15 protein-coding genes and 1 pseudogene are annotated in these 17,865 nt (G+C 71.0%); 5 read left to right on the top strand and 11 right to left on the bottom strand.

Features of this window, described 5'->3' with window-relative positions:
- Positions 1-8: 8 nt before the first annotated feature.
- Both VGH85_04255 and VGH85_04260 read right to left on the bottom strand, forming a co-directional pair.
- Positions 9-788: an electron transfer flavoprotein subunit beta/FixA family protein gene (locus tag VGH85_04255; GenBank protein ID HEY2173005.1), complete on the bottom strand. Its 780-nt coding sequence runs from the start codon at positions 786-788 to the stop codon at positions 9-11.
- 69 nt (positions 789-857) lie between these two features.
- On the bottom strand, positions 858-1,367 hold the full coding sequence (locus VGH85_04260) for a DUF664 domain-containing protein (GenBank protein HEY2173006.1): 510 nt from the start codon (positions 1,365-1,367) through the stop codon (positions 858-860).
- A gap of 18 nt (positions 1,368-1,385) precedes the next feature.
- Between VGH85_04260 and VGH85_04265 the strand changes: the two genes are divergently transcribed.
- Positions 1,386-2,126, top strand: coding sequence for a class I SAM-dependent methyltransferase (locus VGH85_04265; protein HEY2173007.1), 741 nt, complete (start codon positions 1,386-1,388; stop codon positions 2,124-2,126).
- Positions 2,127-2,227: 101 nt separating this feature from the next.
- Here VGH85_04265 and VGH85_04270 read toward each other — a convergent pair whose 3' ends face one another.
- The 7 genes from VGH85_04270 to VGH85_04300 form a co-directional block, all read right to left on the bottom strand.
- Positions 2,228-3,319 (bottom strand): aldose epimerase family protein, encoded by a 1,092-nt coding sequence (locus VGH85_04270; GenBank protein HEY2173008.1) that lies wholly within the window; start codon positions 3,317-3,319, stop codon positions 2,228-2,230.
- Between the two features lie 320 nt (positions 3,320-3,639).
- Entirely contained in the window at positions 3,640-4,734 is a 1,095-nt protein-coding gene (locus tag VGH85_04275; protein HEY2173009.1) for a PLP-dependent cysteine synthase family protein, read from the bottom strand.
- Positions 4,735-4,795: 61 nt separating this feature from the next.
- Positions 4,796-5,449: an acyltransferase gene (locus tag VGH85_04280; protein HEY2173010.1), complete on the bottom strand. Its 654-nt coding sequence runs from the start codon at positions 5,447-5,449 to the stop codon at positions 4,796-4,798.
- 126 nt (positions 5,450-5,575) lie between these two features.
- Positions 5,576-5,779 carry a cold-shock protein gene (locus VGH85_04285; GenBank protein HEY2173011.1) on the bottom strand — a complete coding sequence of 68 codons (204 nt, stop codon included), beginning with the start codon at positions 5,777-5,779 and terminating at the stop codon, positions 5,576-5,578.
- 192 nt (positions 5,780-5,971) lie between these two features.
- A complete protein-coding gene (locus VGH85_04290) occupies positions 5,972-6,901 on the bottom strand; it encodes a class I SAM-dependent methyltransferase (GenBank protein ID HEY2173012.1) in 930 nt (309 codons plus the stop codon).
- A complete protein-coding gene (locus VGH85_04295; protein ID HEY2173013.1) occupies positions 6,901-7,680 on the bottom strand; it encodes an enoyl-CoA hydratase-related protein in 780 nt (259 codons plus the stop codon). The genes VGH85_04290 and VGH85_04295 overlap by 1 nt, the downstream gene beginning before the upstream one ends.
- A gap of 32 nt (positions 7,681-7,712) precedes the next feature.
- Entirely contained in the window at positions 7,713-8,573 is an 861-nt protein-coding gene (locus tag VGH85_04300) for an ABC transporter ATP-binding protein (GenBank protein ID HEY2173014.1), read from the bottom strand.
- Positions 8,574-8,616: 43 nt separating this feature from the next.
- Between VGH85_04300 and glgX the strand changes: the two genes are divergently transcribed.
- Positions 8,617-10,749: a glycogen debranching protein GlgX gene (gene glgX / locus VGH85_04305; protein HEY2173015.1), complete on the top strand. Its 2,133-nt coding sequence runs from the start codon at positions 8,617-8,619 to the stop codon at positions 10,747-10,749.
- A 25-nt stretch (positions 10,750-10,774) separates the two neighbouring features.
- Entirely contained in the window at positions 10,775-11,614 is an 840-nt protein-coding gene (locus VGH85_04310) for an SMP-30/gluconolactonase/LRE family protein (GenBank protein HEY2173016.1), read from the top strand.
- Positions 11,615-11,757: 143 nt separating this feature from the next.
- Here the strand turns inward: VGH85_04310 and glgP are convergent, their stop codons facing one another.
- Both glgP and VGH85_04320 read right to left on the bottom strand, forming a co-directional pair.
- Positions 11,758-14,307 (bottom strand): alpha-glucan family phosphorylase, encoded by a 2,550-nt coding sequence (gene glgP / locus VGH85_04315; protein HEY2173017.1) that lies wholly within the window; start codon positions 14,305-14,307, stop codon positions 11,758-11,760.
- Positions 14,308-14,352: 45 nt separating this feature from the next.
- Positions 14,353-15,384: a PHP domain-containing protein gene (locus tag VGH85_04320; protein HEY2173018.1), complete on the bottom strand. Its 1,032-nt coding sequence runs from the start codon at positions 15,382-15,384 to the stop codon at positions 14,353-14,355.
- Between the two features lie 70 nt (positions 15,385-15,454).
- On the opposite strand from VGH85_04320, the gene VGH85_04325 reads away from it, so the two are divergent.
- Together VGH85_04325 and VGH85_04330 are read left to right on the top strand one after the other, a co-directional pair.
- Complete coding sequence (locus VGH85_04325; protein HEY2173019.1) at positions 15,455-16,627, top strand: helix-turn-helix domain-containing protein; 1,173 nt, start codon at positions 15,455-15,457, stop codon at positions 16,625-16,627.
- 88 nt (positions 16,628-16,715) lie between these two features.
- A pseudogene (locus VGH85_04330) lies at positions 16,716-17,594 on the top strand (ACP S-malonyltransferase).
- The last annotated feature ends 271 nt before the right edge of the window (positions 17,595-17,865 follow it).

Below are 17,865 nucleotides of genomic sequence, written 5' to 3' on the forward strand. Positions count from 1 at the left end.
GCTGCCCCTCAGACAATCTTCTCGGCGACGAGGAAGTCGGCGAGCTTGACGCCGCCGTCGCCCTCGTCGGTCACGATCTGACCCTTCGCCCGCGGCGGGCGCGGCGCGAAGTCGACCACCTCGCTGGTCGCGCCGGCGGCGCCGACATGCGCGGCGTCCAGGCCGAGGTCGGCGAGAGTGAGCGTCGTCAGCTCCTTCTTCTTCGCCGCCATGATTCCCTTGAACGACGGGTAGCGCGGCTCGTTGATCTTCTCGATGACGCTGACGACGACGGGGAGGTCGGCCTCGACCACCTCGTAGCCGGCGTCCAGCTGGCGCTCGATCCGCACCGTCCCTGCGTCGATCTCGACACTGCGTGCGGCGGTGAGCTGCGGTACGCCGAGGCGTTCGGCGAGCATCGCACCCATCGCGCCGACCCGGGCGTCACTCGCCTCGGTGCCGGCGATGACGATGTCGAAGTCGAGCGTGCCGATCGCGGCGGCCAGCGCGGCCGACGTACCGACGGCGCACGATCCGCGCAGCGCGTCGTCACTGACGTGGACGGCCTTGTCGGCGCCCATCGCGAGCGCCTTGCGGATGGTCTCCGCGGCCCGCTCCGGGCCCATGCAGACCACCGTGACCTCGCCGCCGTGGGCCTCCTTGAGCTTGAGGGCCTCTTCGACGCCGTGCTCGTCCATCTCGTTGAAGACCGCGTCCGCGGCGTCGCGATCGACCGTCTTGTCGTCGGCGCGCAGCTTCCGCTCGGACCAGGTGTCGGGGACCTGTTTGACCAGTACGACGATGTTCATCGGTCGATGGTAACGACCGGTGACCGCGGACCGGCCGGCGCTGCGGTGAGGATCGTCACCCGCCGGCCGCTACCGCCGCGTCACCAGGCCACGCAGGTAGGCGGCCTGACCGGCGTGCTGCAGATCGTCGGACAGCACGCTGACGAGGCGCACGGCCAGGGTCACCGGCGGGTCCCACCGGTCGTCGACGACCCGTTGGACGTCGGACAGCGCCAGATGCTCGAGGTAGTCGATGGTGTGCTCGTGGACCGCGTCGTAATACTCCGTGAGCAGCTCCGCGGATTCGATCCGGGTGGCCTCGACGTCGGCCGGGCCGTGCCCGTATCCGGTCGCAGACGCGTCGAGCGGGAGACCGAAGCGGTCGGCGAAGCCGCCCGATGTCCAGATCTGCTCGGACTTCGCCACCGCCGCGATGTGGTCGTCCTGGACGCGGGTCAGATGCCAGACCAGCCATGCGATGGAGTTGGCCTCCGGATCGGGCCGGTAGTTGAGGTCGTCGCCCGACAGACCGTCCACAGACTCGTGGACCACCTCGCGAATCCGGCCGAACGCGTCGACGAGCAGAGGAAGCTGAGTCATGGCGACTAGCCTACGACCGTGCCGGAGACACTGACACTGACGGGCGAACGAACCCTGCCCGGGATCGCCGTCGAGAACTACTGGTTCCGCCGCCACGAAGCGGCCTACGAGATGATCGCCCCGTGGTGCCGGGGAGCGGTCGTCCTCGAAGCGGGCTGCGGGGAGGGCTACGGCGCGGAGCGACTTGCCGACTCCGCCCACCGGGTGGTCGGTGTCGACTACGACGAGGCGGCCGTCGGCCACGTGGCAGCCAGCTACCCCCGGATCGACGCCGTGCGCGCCAACCTCGCCCGCCTTCCCCTGCGTCCGGGAGCGGCCGACGTCGTCGTCTCGCTGCAGGTGATCGAGCATTTGTGGGATCAGGCGGAGTTCCTCGCCGACGCGGTGCGGGTGCTCCGCCCGGCCGGGAGCCTGATCATCAGTACGCCGAACCGGCTGACCTTCTCCCCGGCGGGTGCGCCGGTCAACCCGTTCCACACCCGCGAGTTGGCGCCGGCCGAGCTCGCCGACCTGCTCGCCGGGGCCGGATGCACGGTGACCCGCCTGCTCGGCCTGCGGCACGGCCGGCGGCTCCGTCGCCTGGACCGCCGGCACGGCGGCTCGTTCACGGCCACCCAACTCGGCGGCCCGCCGGACACCTGGTCGGCGCGGCTCCGACACGACGTCGCCACCGTCCGGGCGGCCGATTTCGTCGTGACCGACCGCGACGTGGACTCCAGCCTCGACCTGATCGCCATCGCGGTGGCGACACCGCACTGACTGGGCCCGGACAGGCCGGCACCCCCGGCCATGCGCGCTGACCGGAGGTGCCGGAGCGTGTGGTTCAGAGCGTGCTCAGAGCATGTACCCGGAGCGTGTGTTCAGACGGCCGAGAACCCGAACTTGGTGGTCGAGTCGAACACTTCGCCGGGCCGGAGAACCGTGCTCGGATACGTCGGCTCGTTCGGCGAGTCCGGGTAGTGCTGCGTCTCGAGCGTGAACCCGTCGCCCTGCCGGTAGGTCTTGTCGCTCGGGCCGACCAGCGTGCCGTTGAGGAAGTTGCTGGTGTAGAACTGCACGCCGGGCTGGTCGGTGTGGCAGGTGAGAACCCGCCCACTGCCCGGGTCGAAGGCCCGCGCGCAGAGCGTCAGCCCGTGCCCGTGGCCCTTGTTGAGGACCCAGTTGTGGTCATATCCCTGGGCGAAGAGGATCTGTTCCACCGCGTCGTGGATTCCCGACCCGATCGTGCGCGGTTTGGTGAAGTCGAACGGCGTCCCGAATACCTTGTCGAGCGGCCCGAGCGGAATCGACGTCGCATCGATCGGGGTGTAGCGGTCGGCATTGATCCGTACGACGTGGTCGTAGATCTCGCCGGTCCCCTCGCCGCGGAGATTGGAGTAGGCGTGATTGGTGAGGTTGAGAACTGTGGGCGCGTCGGTGGTCGCCGAGTAGTGGATGGTCAACTCGTTACGCGGGTTGACCGTGTAGGTGACGACCGTCGTGAGAGTTCCCGGGTAGCCCTCTTCCCCGTCCGGGCTGACATAGACGAACCTGACGCCGACGCTGTTTCCAGTCCAGACCTCGGTGGCGTTCCAGACCCGCTGGTCGAACCCGGTCGTGCCGCCGTGCAGCGAGTTGGGCGGATTGTTGATCGGCAGGTGGTAAGTGGTTCCGTCGAGGGTGAACGTGCCGTCCTTGATGCGGTTGCCGTAGCGGCCGATCGTCGCGCCGAAATACGGCCGGCCCGGCACGACTTCGTACTCCTCGAGAGTCTTGAAGCCGAGGACGACGTCGGCGCGCCTGCCCCTGCTGTCCGGCGCCCAGATCTTCTGGACGGTGGCGCCGAAGGTGATCATCTGCACCTCGAAGCCGCGCCCGTTGCCGAACGAGTAGCGGTCGACGTCTTCGTTGCCACCCGTCGTGCCGAAAGGCTCTTTCTTTATCCACAGGCCCTTGGCTTTACCGGCCGCCATTGCTGCAGACGAGCCTGCAGCGGACGCGGTGCCGCCTCCGATCACCGATGCCGCAACGGTTCCCACACCCAACGCGGCGGCTCCCCGCAACACACTGCGACGGGCTACGTCTCCAGCCATGTCCCACTCCCCAGGCTCGTTCCGAACCGACCAATGACAAAGGCTTAGACCCTTATGCGGAGCTGTGCAACACCCTGGACAAGGTAGCCCCGCGTCTGCGCGAAGACCAGCACCAGAAGATAGCGACGAATTCATCCGACGAATTTCGGCGCGCTGTGAGCGGCATTTTCCGGCCGTCGAGAGTAGCCGCGATGAACGCGTCAATGCGGGAGCGAAGGCCAACTCCCGGTGGCCCGGAAGCTGTCGAGCGCCTCGGCGTACGGCGCGATGTCGATGCCCTGTTCGGCGAGCCAGGCATCGGAGTAGTAGGTGTGGGCGTAACGCTCGCCGCCGTCGCAGATCAAGGTGACGATGCTGCCCGTGCGACCGGCGGCGCGCATCTCGCCGACCAGCCGCAACGCGCCCCACAGGTTGGTTCCGGTCGAGCCGCCGGCGTGGGCACCGGTCACCGCGGCGAGGTGCCGCATCGCCGCGAACGACGCGGCGTCGGGCACGTGGACCATCCGGTCGAGTACCTGGCCGACGAAGCTGGATTCGATCCGCGGCCGGCCGATCCCCTCGATCCGCGAGCTGCCCACCACGGTCCAGCCGGCGTCGTCGTGCGACCAGCCGTCGAAGAACGCCGAGTGCTCGGGATCGACCACGCACAGCCTGCTGGCATACCGGCGGTAGCGCAGGTAACGGCCGATCGTGGCGCTGGTGCCCCCGGTGCCGGCGCCCACGACGATCCAGTCCGGGATCGGATGTCGCTCCGCGGCCATCTGCTCGTAGATGGATTCGGCGATGTTGTTGTTGCCCCGCCAGTCGGTGGCTCGTTCGGCGAAGGTGAACTGGTCCATGAAATGCCCGCCGGTCTCGGCGGCGAGCCGCCGCGACTCGGCGTAGACCGTCGTCGGATCGTCGACCAGATGGCAGCGCCCGCCACGGAACTCGATCAGGTCGATCTTCTCGCGGCTGGTGCCGGCCGGCATGACCGCGATGAACGGCAGGCCGAGCATTCCGGCGAAGTACGCCTCGGACACCGCGGTCGAACCGCTCGAGGCCTCGACGACGGTGCTCCCCTCGCCGATCCAGCCGTTACACAGCGAGTACAGGAACAAGGAGCGGGCCAGCCGGTGCTTGAGGCTGCCGGTCGGGTGGGTGGACTCGTCCTTGAGGTAGAGGTCGATCCCCCACTCGGTGGGCAGCGGGAAGACGACGAGGTGTGTGTCCGCCGACCGGTTGGCGTCGGCCTCGACCTTGGCGATCGCGTCATTCGCCCAATCCCGGTCACCGTGGCCGAACCGGTCGAGGATGACCTCGACCTCGGTCCGATCGGTGCCGCGCGCGGGCCGGCGGACGGTCACGTCGCCGAGGCTATCGGCTGGCGGTCGCCCCGGGCGGCAGGTCGGGGGTATCGACCACCCGGCGTGGCCCGATCCGCTCTCTGGCAGGAGCCGGGATCCGGCTGCGCACCCGGCGCGCCGGCGCGCCCGCCGCGACGCTGTAGTCGGGCAGCGCCCCGCGCACCACGCTGTGGGCGGCGAGAACGCAGCCGCGACCGACCCGGCTGCCCCGCAGGATCGTGACCCGGGTGCCGATCCACACGTCCGGGCCGATCCGGACCGGTGACTTCACGATGCCCTGGTCCTTGATGGGGACCGTGAGGTCGCTGAACCGGTGGTCGAAGTCGCAGACGTAGACGTAGTCGGCCACGAGCGTCGCCGCACCGACCTCGAGATCGAGATAGCAGTTCAGCGTGTCGTCCTGGCCGAAGACGCATTTCTCGCCGATCCGCAATGTGCCCTCATGGCAACGGATTGAGGTCCCGTCGCCGACGTGCACCCACCGACCGAGAACGAGCCGACCGTGGCCACGTCGGGCGTAGATGTCGACGCGCTTACCGAGGAAGACCATTCCCTCGGTGACGACGTGCGGCTGGCGGACCTTCAGCCAGAAGAACCGCCAGTAGCGGATGAGGTACCAGCCGGTCCACGCCCGGTGCCGGACCACCCACCGCAATGACGCCAAGGTGAAAATGCGCGCCTGCCGTGGATCGGACCGGGTGCCGAACCGACCGAAAGACGAACCCGCCGGGTCGCGACCGTAGTCGCGGCCCGACGGGCCGGTGCTGCTGAGCGTGAAGTCCGCCCTCGCTCAGGCGCCGCGGACGTTCTCCGCCTGCGGGCCCTTCTGGCCCTGCGTGACGTCGAACTCGACCCGCTGCCCCTCGTCGAGGCTGCGGTAGCCGTCGGCTGCGATCGCGGAGTAGTGCACGAAGACGTCAGCGCCGCCCCCGTCAACCGCGATGAAACCGAAACCCTTTTCGGCGTTGAACCACTTGACCGTGCCTTGTGCCATGCCGTGCTCTCCCCTGGGGATGATGCGCCGCCCGCACCTCGCGGACGTCGAGTCGCTGCGGTGCCCGCCCGTAGTGGCGGTCAATCCCGCGCCGCAGTCCCGCAGCGTGATCACACGATTGTGGAACGTCGAACGACTACCGCGGACGTTAGCACGTCCTAGCCCAATAGGCACCTTTCTGGGCGCGTCGGACTACGGCCGAATGCCCGTTACCAAAGCATTGTAAAACAGACCTTGGGGAACGATTCGGGCGAGAACCCGGCTGTCGAACCCCGCGAGCCGCTGCCAGCTGCGATAGCAGAACAACGCCCACGGCAGGCCGAGCCGGCCCTGCGCGACGGCGTATTCGAACGTGCGAGCGGGCCATCCGAACCACGCCGCGGTGAGCTCCTCGGTGGCCACCTCGACGTCGATCGCCCCGGCCGCCAGCGCCATTCGGCGCAGATCCCGCGGCGGGAAGGTGTGCAGGTCGACGACCGCTTCGAGCGCGGCGGCCCGGGACGACTCGTCCAGCTCCTGCTGCGGACGCCGCCACGCCGCCAGCGCCGGCAGCCGGGTGACCCGGGTGGTGGCCGCCCAGGTCAGCCGGGAGAGCCGCCGGGCGATCACGTCGCCGTAGCGGGTGGGTTCGCCGGCGAACAGGAAGCGGCCGCCCGGGCGCAGCACCCGCAGCACCTCGCGCAGCGACCGCTCGACGTCCGGGATGTGGTGCAGGACGGCGTGGCCGACGACGAGGTCGAAGCTCTCGTCCGGATAGGGGATCGACTCCGCGTCGGCGACGCGACCCTCGACCTCGAAGCCCAGCGACTGCGCATTGCGCCGGGCGACCTCGACCATCTTCGGGCTGATGTCGGTGACGTGGCCCTCGCCGACCACACCGGCCTGCTTGAGGTTGAGCAGGAAAAACCCGGTGCCGCAGCCGACTTCGAGCACCTGCGGGTAGGGCCAGCCGGCCGTGCCGGCGAGCGTGGTGAACCGGTCGCGGGCGTAGTCGATGCACCGCTCGTCGTAGGAGATCGACCACTTCTCGTCGTAGCTCTGCGCCTCCCAGTCGTGGTAGAGCACGTTGGCAAGTTTCGGGTCGGCGTACGCCGCCGCGACCTCCTCGGGCGTCGCGGCCATCAGCGACCCACGAACTCGGCCTTGCCGGGGCCGTTGTCGACGAACGACCGCATCCCGATCGCCCGGTCCTCGGTGGCGAACAGTCCGGCGAACAGGTAACTCTCCAGGCGGAGCCCGGAGGCGAGGTCGGTGTCGAGCCCGCCGTCGATCGCGGCCTTCGCCGCCCGCAGGGCCTGCGCCGGGCCGGCGGCGTAGCGGCGGGCCATCTCGACCGCGGCGTCGTAGACCTCGGCGTCGGGCACCACCCGGTCGGCGAGACCGATCGACGCGGCCTCGGCGGCGTCGACGAAGCGGCCGGTGAACACGATGTCCTTGGCCTTGGCCGGCCCGACGAGCCGGCCGAGGCGCTGCGTCCCGCCGGCCCCGGGGATGATCCCGAGCAGGATCTCGGGCTGGCCGAGTTTCGCGCCCGCACCGCACACCCGGAAGTCGGCGGTGAGGGCAAGCTCACACCCGCCGCCGAGCGCGTAACCGGTGACGGCGGCGACGACCGGCTTCGGGATCCGCGCGACCGCGTCGAACGCGCTGGTCAAGGCCCCCGCCCGCGCGGACATGTCGGAGTAGGTCATGTCGACCATCTCCTTGATGTCAGCGCCCGCGGCGAAGACGTCGGGGCCGCCGTAGACGACGACGGCGCGCACGTCGGAGCGCTCGCCGGCCTCGAGCGCGGCGGCCCGGATCTCCTCCTGAACGACGATGTTGAGCGCGTTCATCGGGGGCCGGTCCAGTCGGATCGTGCCGACCCCGTCCTCGACCTCAAGCGTGACGAACTGCGGCACCGTGGGTCTCCTCCCGCCAGGTTGGCGCGAGCCTACCGGCCGGTTTGCGGGGAGCCCTCCGCCGCCGGGTGCGACGACGCGCGCGCGAAGAAGCGTCCGTCCACCCGGTCCAGGGCCAGCGGCAAACCGAACGTCTTGGACAGGTTGTCCGCGGTGATCACGTCGTCGAGCAACCCTTGGGCGACCACGCCGCCGTCGCGCATCAGCATGGCATGGGTGAACCCGGGCGGGATCTCCTCGACGTGGTGCGTGACCAGCACCAGGGCGGGCGCGTCCGGGTCGGCGGCCAGCGTGGACAGCCGGGCGACCAGGTCCTCGCGGCCGCCGAGGTCGAGACCCGCGGCCGGCTCGTCCAGCAGCATGAGTTCGGGGTCGGTCATCAGGGCCCGGGCGATCTGCACCCGCTTGCGCTCGCCCTCCGACAGGGTTCCGAAGAGCCGGTCGGCGAGGTGCTCGGCGCCGACCTGACTTAGCAGCCGGGCGGCCCGGGCGTGGTCGGCGCGGTCGTAGTCCTCCCGCCACCGGCCCAATACGGCGTACCCGGCGCTGACGACCAGATCGCTCACCCGCTCCCCCGGCGGGATCCGCTGCCCGACCGCGGCGCTGGTCAGCCCGATCCGCGGGCGCAACTCGAACACGTCGACCCGGCCGAGCCGCTCACCGAGCAGGTGCACGGTGCCGGTCGTCGGGTGCAGGTGGGCACCCGCGAGCTGGAGCAGGGTCGTCTTGCCGGCGCCGTTCGCGCCGAGCACCACCCACCGCTCGTCCAGCTCCACCGTCCAGGTGATGTCCCGGACGAGGTGCGCGTCGCCACGGCGTACGCCGACCCGGTCGAACGCCACGACGACGTCGTCCAGCACCCCGATCCGCTCCTCCTCGTCCACGAGATCCATCCAACCGCACGCCCGGATCGCGGCGACGGCTAGGTTGACCCCGGTGACGACTCCGCACGACCCTCCATGGCCCGGGCGGCCCACCCCGCTCGGGGCGACGTACGACGGGTCGGGCACCAACTTCGCGATGTGGAGCGCCGGCGCCGCCGGGGTCGACCTCTGCCTCTTCGGTCCAGGGGGCGAGGAGACCAGGATCGAGCTGGAGGAATCGACCTACCACGTCTGGCACGGCTACCTCCCCCGGATCGGGCCCGGCCAGCGCTACGGCTACCGGGTCCGCGGCCCCTACGACCCGTCCCGCGGGCTGCGCTACAACCCGGCCAAGCTGCTGCTCGACCCCTACGCCCGGGCGATCGACGGCGGCTTCGTGCCCGACGACGCGGTCCGCGGCTACGCCACCGACCCCCGCACCGGACCGGCCGACAGCCGCGACTCCGCCCCCTACGTCCCCCGTTCCGTCGTCGTGTCCCGCCGCGACCGGCGCGGCAGCTGGAACCGCCCGGCGGTGCCCTGGGAGGACACGGTCATCTACGAGCTGCACGTCCGCGGCTTCACGATGGCCCATCCCGAGGTTCCCGAGGAGCAGCGCGGCACCTTCTCCGGGCTGGCGCACCCGGCGGTCGTCGCGCACCTCAAGGGGCTTGGTGTGACGGCCGTCGAGCTCCAGCCGGTGCAGCAGTTCGTCACCGAGCCTGCCGTGAGCGCACGGGGGCTGACCAACTACTGGGGCTACAACACGATCGGGTACTTCGCCCCGCACTCGGCGTACGCGGCGGCGGGGTCGGCCGGCGGGCAGGTCGCGGAGTTCCGGGAGATGGTGCGCACCCTGCACGCCGCCGGTATCGAGGTGATCCTCGACGTCGTCTACAACCACACCGCCGAAGGCGACGAATCCGGTCCGACGCTGTCCTTCCGCGGCATCGACAACGTCGGCTACTACCGGCTCCGGCAGGGCGACCGGAGCCGCTACGCCGACTACACCGGCTGCGGCAACACCCTCGACGTACGCCATCCCTACGTGCTGCAGATGCTGATGGACTCGCTGCGCTACTGGGTCACCGAGATGGGCGTCGACGGCTTCCGCTTCGACCTCGCCTCGGCGCTGGCGCGCTCCATGCACGACGTCGACAAACTGTCGGCGTTCTTCGACGTCGTACACCAGGACCCGGTGGTCTCGACCGTGAAACTGATCGCCGAGCCGTGGGACGTCGGCGAGGGCGGCTACCAGGTCGGCGAGTTTCCTCCACTGTGGACGGAATGGAACGGCCGGTACCGCGACACGGTGCGCCATTTCTGGGCCAAGAGCCACGCCGGTGTCGCGGATCTGGGCTATCGCCTCACCGGCTCCTCCGACCTCTACGCCGACGACGGGCGCCGGCCGTTCGCCTCGGTGAACTTCGTCACCTGCCACGACGGTTTCACGATGCGCGATCTCACGACCTACGACCGCAAGCACAACGAGGCCAACGGCGAGAACAACCGCGACGGCACCGACGACAACCACTCGTGGAACTCCGGCGTCGAGGGCGAGACAGACGATCCCGACGTGAACCGGCTGCGCCGCCGCCAGGTCCGCAACCTGATGGCCACCGTGTTGCTGTCGACCGGCGTACCGATGCTGCTGGCGGGTGACGAGTTCCGACACACCCAGTTCGGCAACAACAACGCCTACTGCCTCGACTCGCCGATCAACTGGCTCGACTGGTCGCCGGATGCCGATGCGCAACGGCTCGCCGCGTTCGTCGCTGAGCTGACCGCGCTACGGAGCCGGTCACCGGTGCTGCGGCAGCGACGTTTTCTCGGCGGCAACCCGGTGGCCGACGGCGGCGGCCGGCGCGACCTCGCCTGGTTCCGGCCGGACGGGGCCGAAATGACCACCGCCGACTGGACCTCGCCGACGACCTCGACGCTCGGCATGTACCTGGACGGGCACGGGATCAAGCAACGCGGTCCGCGCGGCGAGACGGTGATCGACGACAGCTACCTGCTGCTCATGCACACCGGGTCGGACACCGCCCGGGTCACACTGCCCGGACTGCCCTGGGCGTCGGCCTACGACGTCGTGGTCGACACGGCCGAGGAGACCGGCTCCCGGCCGGAACCGACGACACTGCAGCCCGACGTACCGGTGCCGATGATCCCGCACAGTCTGCTGCTCTTGCGTGCCCGCCGGTGACGACGACCGACCGAAGGAGATTTCCGTGACCACCGACCTCGACCTGTTCACCGCAACCGTCCACTGCGACGGCTTCACCGCCGGTATCGAGGGGCCGTCCTGCGACGCCGACGGGGTTCTCTACGCCGTCAACTTCGGTGAGGAGGGGACGATCGGGCGCGTCACCGCCGACGGCGAGGCATCGGTGTGGGCGACCCTGCCGGAGGGAAGTGTCGGCAACGGCATCGTGATCAGCCCGGACGGCACGATGTACGTCGCCGACTACACCGGGCACAACGTGCTGCGGATCGACCCGGAGTCCCGCGCGATCACCGTGCACGCCCACCAGCCACTGATGAACCAGCCCAACGACCTGGCCATCCGCCCGGACGGCCTCATCTTCGCCAGCGACCCGAACTGGTCGAACGGCACCGGGCAGCTCTGGCGGGTCGACCGCGACGGATCGACGACGGTGCTCGAGGCCGACATGGGGACGACCAACGGCATCGAGGTGTCTCCCGACGCGGCCACCCTCTACCTCAACGAAACCGTGCAGCGGACGGTGTGGGCCTACGATCTGGCCGCCGACGGCACGATCGACAACAAGCGGTTGATCCACCGCTTTGCCGACCACGGGCTGGACGGCATGCGCTGCGACGCGGAGGGCACGCTGTGGGTCGCGCGGCACGGCAAGGGCACGGTCGTCGCCCTCTCACCGGACGGCGACGTCATCCGGGAGATCGACCTGGTCAGCGGGAAACTGTGCACCAACGTCGCGTTCGGCGGCAGCGACGGGCGCACCGTGCACGTGACGGTCGCCGACGAGGGGACGGTCGAGCGGTTCCGCACCGCCGTTCCGGGCCGGGCGCCGTTCCCCCGTCCCTGACACCTCGTCTCTGCGGTCGGCGACCCACTGCCGGCGACGTGACGGCGACATCGGACGCTGTACTCGCATTTTCACGCCCCAGATGCGAGTACAACGTCCTACGTCGGCCGGCGGACACGCCCAAGCGGGCGAGCCATCGCGACTCAGGCCAGGGTTACGACGCCCAGATCGGCCGGCGTGGCCAGCAGCTCGTGCCGGGGCACGACCCGCACGGTGTAGCCGAACGCACCGGTGCGCGACAGCGGAACCTCGACGCCGTAGTGCAGGTGCCCGTCCGCGTCTCCGGCCGGCGCCATCGACGAGACCGCGACGTCGTGCAGCCGGTTGACGTCGTCGACCCGGCCGTAGACCGCCTGGACGTCGACGTCGTCCGGGGAGAGACCCGCGAGGTCGACCTCGGCGCGCAGCGCGAGCTTCGCACCCAGCGCCGGCGTGTCGCCGGCCCCACCGGAATCGACATGCCGCACCCGGACACCCGGCCACCGGTCGAGCACCCGGGTCCGCCAGGCAGCCAACGCCTTCGCCCCGGCGTAGTCGTCCGCGGCGAGCCGGGCGGAGGTCGCCGCCGCCGGCGCATACAGCTCGCGGACGTAGTCGCGCACCATCCGGGTCGCCTGCACCTTCGGCCCGAGCGACTTGAGGGTGTGCCGCACCATCTCGACCCAGCGGGTGGGCACGCCGGCCAGGTCCCGGTCGTAGAACCGCGGCGTCACCTGGTTCTCGACCATGTCGTAGAGAGCCGCCGCCTCGAGTGCGTCGCGGCGGTCGCCGTCTTCGATGCCGTCCGCGGTCGGGATCACCCACCCGTTGCCGCCGTCGTACATCTCGTCCCACCAGCCGTCACGGATCGACAGGTTCAGCCCGCCGTTGAGCGCGGACTTCATCCCCGAGGTCCCGCACGCCTCGAGCGGCCGCAGCGGGTTGTTGAGCCACACGTCGCACCCGGCGTAGAGCACCTTCGCCATGTCCATGTCGTAGTTCGGCAGGAAGACGATGCGATGGCGCACCTCCGGGTCGTCGGCGAAGCGCACCATCTGCTGGATCAGCGACTTGCCCGGGTCGTCGTTGGGGTGCGACTTGCCGGCGATCACCAACTGCACGGGGCGCTGCGGGTCGAGCAGCAGCCGGCGCAGCCGTTCCGGGTCACGCAGCATGAGGGTCAGCCGCTTGTACGACGGGACCCGGCGGGCGAAGCCGATGGTGAGTACGTCGGGGTCGAAGACCTGCGCGGTCCAGCCGAGTTCGGCGGCCGGCATCCCGCGCTGCAGGTAGGACGCACGCACCCGCCGGCGTACCTCCTCGATCAGCCGTTCCCGCATCATCCGGCGGATCGACCAGATCGTGTCGGCCGGTAGCCGGTCGACGATCTCCCACCCGTCACCCTGGGCGAGGCGGGCCGGGTCGATCTCCCGCTCGACGATGTCGATCATCTCCCGACCCGTCCAGGTCGGTGCGTGTACGCCGTTGGTCACCGAGCTGATCGGCACCTCGTCGGTGTCGAAGCCCGGCCACAGCCGCCCGAACATGTCCCGGCTGACCCGGCCGTGCAGCTTGCTGACCCCGTTGGCGCGCTGGGCGAGACGCAGCCCCATGTGGGCCATGTTGAACAGCGCCGGGTCCTCCTCCGCGCCCAGCTGCACGATCCGCTCGGTCGGTGTCTGCGGCGACTCGTTCGCGCCGCCGAAGTAGGCCCGCACCAGGTCCCGGGTGAACCGGTCGATGCCCGCGGGCACCGGCGTGTGGGTGGTGAACACCGTGCCGGCCCGCACCGCCTGCGCGGCGTCGTCGAAGGAGAGACCCCTGCCCTCGGTGAGCTCGCGGATGCGCTCCACCCCGAGGAACCCGGCGTGGCCCTCGTTGGTGTGGAACACCTCCGGCTGCGGGTCCCCGGTGATCTCGCAGTAGGCGCGTACGGCGCGGACGCCGCCTATGCCGAGCAGCATCTCCTGCTGGAGCCGGTGGTCGGCGTTGCCGCCGTAGAGCTTGTCGGTGACCTGACGCTCCGGGGCGTCGTTCTCCTCGATGTCGGAGTCGAGCAGCAGCAGCGGCACCCGGCCGACCTGCGCCTTCCACACCTGGGCGGCCACCGACCGCCCGTCGAGCAACCCCACCCGGACCCGCAGCTCCGTGCCGTCCGGGTCGCGCAGCAACGCCAGCGGGAGGCCGTGCGGGTCGATCGACGGGTACTGCTCGAGCTGCCACCCGTCCGGGGACAGCGACTGGGCGAAGTAGCCGGCCCGGTAGAGCAGTCCGACCCCGATGATCGGGACGCCGAGGTCGGAAGCGGCCTTGAGGTGGTCGCCGGCGAGGATCCCGAGGCCGCCCGAATACTGCGGCAGCACCTCGGCGACCCCGAACTCCGGCGAGAAGTAGGCGATCGACCGGGGCGCGTCGGTGAGCGTCTGATACCAGCGGTCGCCGGTGAGGTAGCTCTCGAGGTCGTCGGCGGCGTCGGAGAGTCGCCGCCGGAACCGCCGGTCCCGGGCGAGCGCCGCCAGCCGCTCGGCCGAGACGGCGCCGAGCAGGCGGACCGGGTCGCCCCCGCAGTCCCGCCACAGCTCGGGGTCGACCGACTCGAGCAGGTCGAGTGACTCGGTATGCCAGCACCACCGCAGATTCATCACGAGCTCGTCCAGTACGGCGAGCTCGGGCGGCAGGGTGGGGCGGACGGTGAAACGACGCAGTGCTCTCACGGGCGCCGACACTACCGGCGCGGACGGGCGCCGCGTGCCACACCGTCAGTGATCGCTCGAACGGCTCCACTCGAGCAGCCGATCGGCCGACCAGGTGTTGACGATCGACTGCTCCGGTACGCCGCACGCGCTCGCGCGTTCGCACCCATAGGGAAGCCAGTCGAGCTGCCCCGGGGCGTGCGCGTCGCTGTCGATCGAGATCAGGCACTCCGCCTCGACGGCGAGCCGGAGCAGCCGTTTCGGCGGGTCGAGCCGCTCCGGGCGGGAGTTGACCTCGACCGCCACACCGAACCGCTTGCACGCCGCGAAGACGATCTCCGCGTCGAAGTCCGATTCGGGTCGGTGTCGCTTACCGGTCACCATCCGCCCGGTGCAGTGGCCGAGTATGTCGGTGTGCCGGTTGGCGACCGCGGCGACCATCCGCGCCGTCATCGCGTCCCGTTCCATACGAAGTCCACTGTGGACACTCGCCACCACGACGTCGAGCCGATCGAGCAGGTCGCCCTGCTGGTCGAGGCGGCCGTCGTCGAGGATGTCGACCTCGATCCCGGTCAGCAGCCGGAACGGCGCGAGCCGGTCGTTGACCTCGTCGACCACGTCGAGCTGCGCCCGCAACCGGTCGGCAGTGAGTCCTCGGGCGACCGTGAGCCGCGGCGAGTGGTCGGTCAGCGCGGCGTATTCGTGGCCGAGCGCCTGCGCGGCCCGGGCCATCTCCTCGATCGGAGATCCCCCGTCGGACCAGTCGCTGTGGGTGTGCAGGTCGCCGCGAAGACTCCGCCGGAGCGCGTCGCCGGCCTCGGCGACCGACGTACCCGCCGTCGCGTCGAGCCGGCGCAGGTAGACCGGCTCCTCCCCGGCGAGCGACTCCGCGATGCATCGCGCGGTCACGTCGCCGACCCCGGGCAGCTCGGCGAGCGTGCCGGCCCGCGCCCTGGCCTCGACCTCGGACCGGTCGAGCCCGTCGAGCGCCGCCGCCGCCCGCCGGAAGGCCCGCACCCGGTAGGTCTGCTCCTGCGCCCGCTCGAGCAGGAAGGCGATCCGCCGGAGGTCGTCGCGGGGATCGCGGGCGCCGGGCATGCCGCGATTGTGCTCGATCCGCCCGGGCCGGCCGGACCCCGGTCGCCGGCCGACGTGGCAGGCTCGGCCCGTGCCTGCTCCCCTTGTCGCGACACTGCGCCGGGTCGAGCGCGCGTCCGGGGCCCTGGCCACCCAGAGCGTGGCGCGGATGGACGAGCAGCTGGCGTGGTTCCGGGCGATGCCGCCCGCCCAGCGGTCCTGGATCACGCTGGTCGCCCAGGCCGGGGTGGCGTCCTTCGTCGAGTGGCTGCGCGACCCCGACGTCTCGCCGTCCCCGATCGGTGACGTGTTCAACACCGCGCCCCCGGATCTGGCCCGCCGGGTCTCGTTGCAGCAGACCGTGGAACTGGTACGGATCACGGTCGAGGTGGTCGAGTCGCGGGTGGCGAACCTGGCCGCCCCCGGTGAGGAGGCGGCGCTGCGCGAGGCCGTCCTCCGCTACAGCAGGGAGATCGCCTTCGCCGCGGCGCAGGTCTACGCCGGTGTCGCGGAGACCCGCGGAGCCTGGGATGCCCGGCTCGAGGCCCTGGTCGTCGACGCGCTGCTGCGGGGCGAGCCGGACGAGTCGCTGCCCGGCCGGGCCGCCGCGCTCGGCTGGGCGTCGGTCACCGCGGTCGCCGTCGCGGTCGGCGAGGCACCGGCGGCCGATCCCGAGTCGGTGCTGGACGCCATCCAGCGAGCCGCCCGACCGGGCGGCGGACCGGTCCTGGCCGGAATCCACGCGGGCCGGCTCCTCGTCGCCGTCGGAGGCAGTGACGACGCGCGGCCGACGATCACCGCCCTCCTGCCGCAGTTCGGCCCCGGGCCGGTCGTGGTCGGCCCTACCGTCCGCGACCTGGGCGTAGCCGGCCGGTCGGCGACCGCCGCCTTGTCCGGGGTCCGGGCCGCCTGCGCCTGGCCGGCCGCGCCCCGCCCGGTCCTGGCCACCGATCTGCTACCCGAACGGGCGCTGTGCGGCGACCGGACGGCGCAGCAGGAGTTGGTGGACGACGTCTACGCTCCCCTCGCCGCCGCCGGCGGACCGCTGCTCGAAACCGCCACAATCTACCTCGACCGCGGCGGTGCCCTCGAGGCCACGGCGCGGGCGCTCTTTGTCCATCCCAACACTGTCCGCTACCGCCTCCGCCGGATCGCCGAGGTCTGCGGCCATCCGCCGGCCGAGCCGAGACACGCGTTCGTCCTCCAGATCGCGCTTGCGCTCGGCCGCCTCGCTGAGCAGGAAGCCCGGTCAGGCCCGGAGTAGGGTTTGGAGGAAACCTCCAATTTCTCGGGGGTGGACTTCGTGCGCGTCGGCATCGTCGCGGACCGCGTCGACGCGGGAGGCTTTAGGAGTGATCGCACTACTTGCCCCGGGCCAGGGGTCGCAGGCACCCGGCATGCTCACGCCATGGCTGGAGGTGCCCGGAGCGCCCGCCCGGGTGCAATGGCTCTCCGAGGTCACCGGGCTCGACCTGGCCCGGCTCGGCACGAGTGCCTCCGCCGAGGAGATCCGCGACACCGCAGTCACCCAGCCCCTGATCGTCGCGCTCGGCCTGATCGCGGCCGCCGAACTCTCCCTCGACGACGTCGCGGTCACCGCCGGGCACAGCGTCGGCGAGCTGACCGCGGCCGCGCTGGCCGGGGTGCTGACGCCGGAGAGCGCCGCGGCGCTCGCGGCGCTGCGCGGCCGCGAGATGGCGGCGGCCTGCGGGCTCGCCGACACCGGCATGTCGGCGGTGCTGGGCGGCGACCCGGCCGAGGTGATCGCCCGGATCGAGGAGTGCGGCCTGGTCGCGGCCAACCGCAACGGCGCCGGTCAGGTGGTCGCCGCCGGCACGCTGGAGGGTCTGGCCGCGCTCGCGGAGACCCCGCCGGCCCGCGCCCGCGTCGTCCCGCTGCCGGTCGCCGGCGCCTTCCACACCGACTTCATGGCCCCGGCCGAGGCGGCACTGGCCGACGTCGCCGACGGCATCCCGGTCGCCGGGCCCGAGCGCATGCTGCTGTCCAACGCCGACGGCACCGCGGTGTCCAGCGGTCGCGAGATGATGAAGCGACTCGTCCGCCAGGTCCGGTCTCCGGTCCGATGGGACCTGTGCCAGGCGACCCTGCGCGACCTCGATGTCACCGCCGCGATCGAACTGCCGCCCGCGGGGACCCTCACCGGGCTCGCCAAGCGCGAACTCCCCGGCGTCGAGGTCGTCGCACTCAAGACTCCGGACGACCTGCCCGCGGCCCGCCGGCTCATCCTGCAGGCCGCGCCCAGCGGTCAGGCGGTGCACACCCCGGACTGGCGGGTGGTGGTGTCGCCGGCCGGCGGCACGTTCCACCCGACCGCTCTCGAGGAGGGCACGGCGCTGCCCGCCGGCTCACCGCTCGGCGTCATCCGCACCCGGCGCGACGAACAGCACGTCAGCGCCAGCTACGACGGCGTACTCGTCGAATGGCTGGCCCAGGACGCCGATCTGGTCGATGCCGGCGAGCCGCTCGCGCTGCTCTACCCCG

The sequence above is a fragment of the Mycobacteriales bacterium genome (assembly GCA_036497565.1).
Lineage (GTDB): Bacteria > Actinomycetota > Actinomycetes > Mycobacteriales > QHCD01 > DASXJE01.

Excerpts from the sequence above, each read along its gene's own strand:
- VGH85_04320 (HEY2173018.1), bottom strand. The coding sequence starts at position 15,384 with ATGCCCGGCGCCCGCGATCCCCGCGACGACCTCCGGCGGATCGCCTTC.
- VGH85_04255 (HEY2173005.1), bottom strand. The coding sequence starts at position 788 with ATGAACATCGTCGTACTGGTCAAACAGGTCCCCGACACCTGGTCCGAG.
- VGH85_04285 (HEY2173011.1), bottom strand. The coding sequence starts at position 5,779 with ATGGCACAAGGCACGGTCAAGTGGTTCAACGCCGAAAAGGGTTTCGGT.
- VGH85_04270 (HEY2173008.1), bottom strand. The coding sequence starts at position 3,319 with ATGGCGGCCGGTAAAGCCAAGGGCCTGTGGATAAAGAAAGAGCCTTTC.
- VGH85_04300 (HEY2173014.1), bottom strand. The coding sequence starts at position 8,573 with ATGGATCTCGTGGACGAGGAGGAGCGGATCGGGGTGCTGGACGACGTC.
- VGH85_04290 (HEY2173012.1), bottom strand. The coding sequence starts at position 6,901 with ATGGCCGCGACGCCCGAGGAGGTCGCGGCGGCGTACGCCGACCCGAAA.
- VGH85_04260 (HEY2173006.1), bottom strand. The coding sequence starts at position 1,367 with ATGACTCAGCTTCCTCTGCTCGTCGACGCGTTCGGCCGGATTCGCGAG.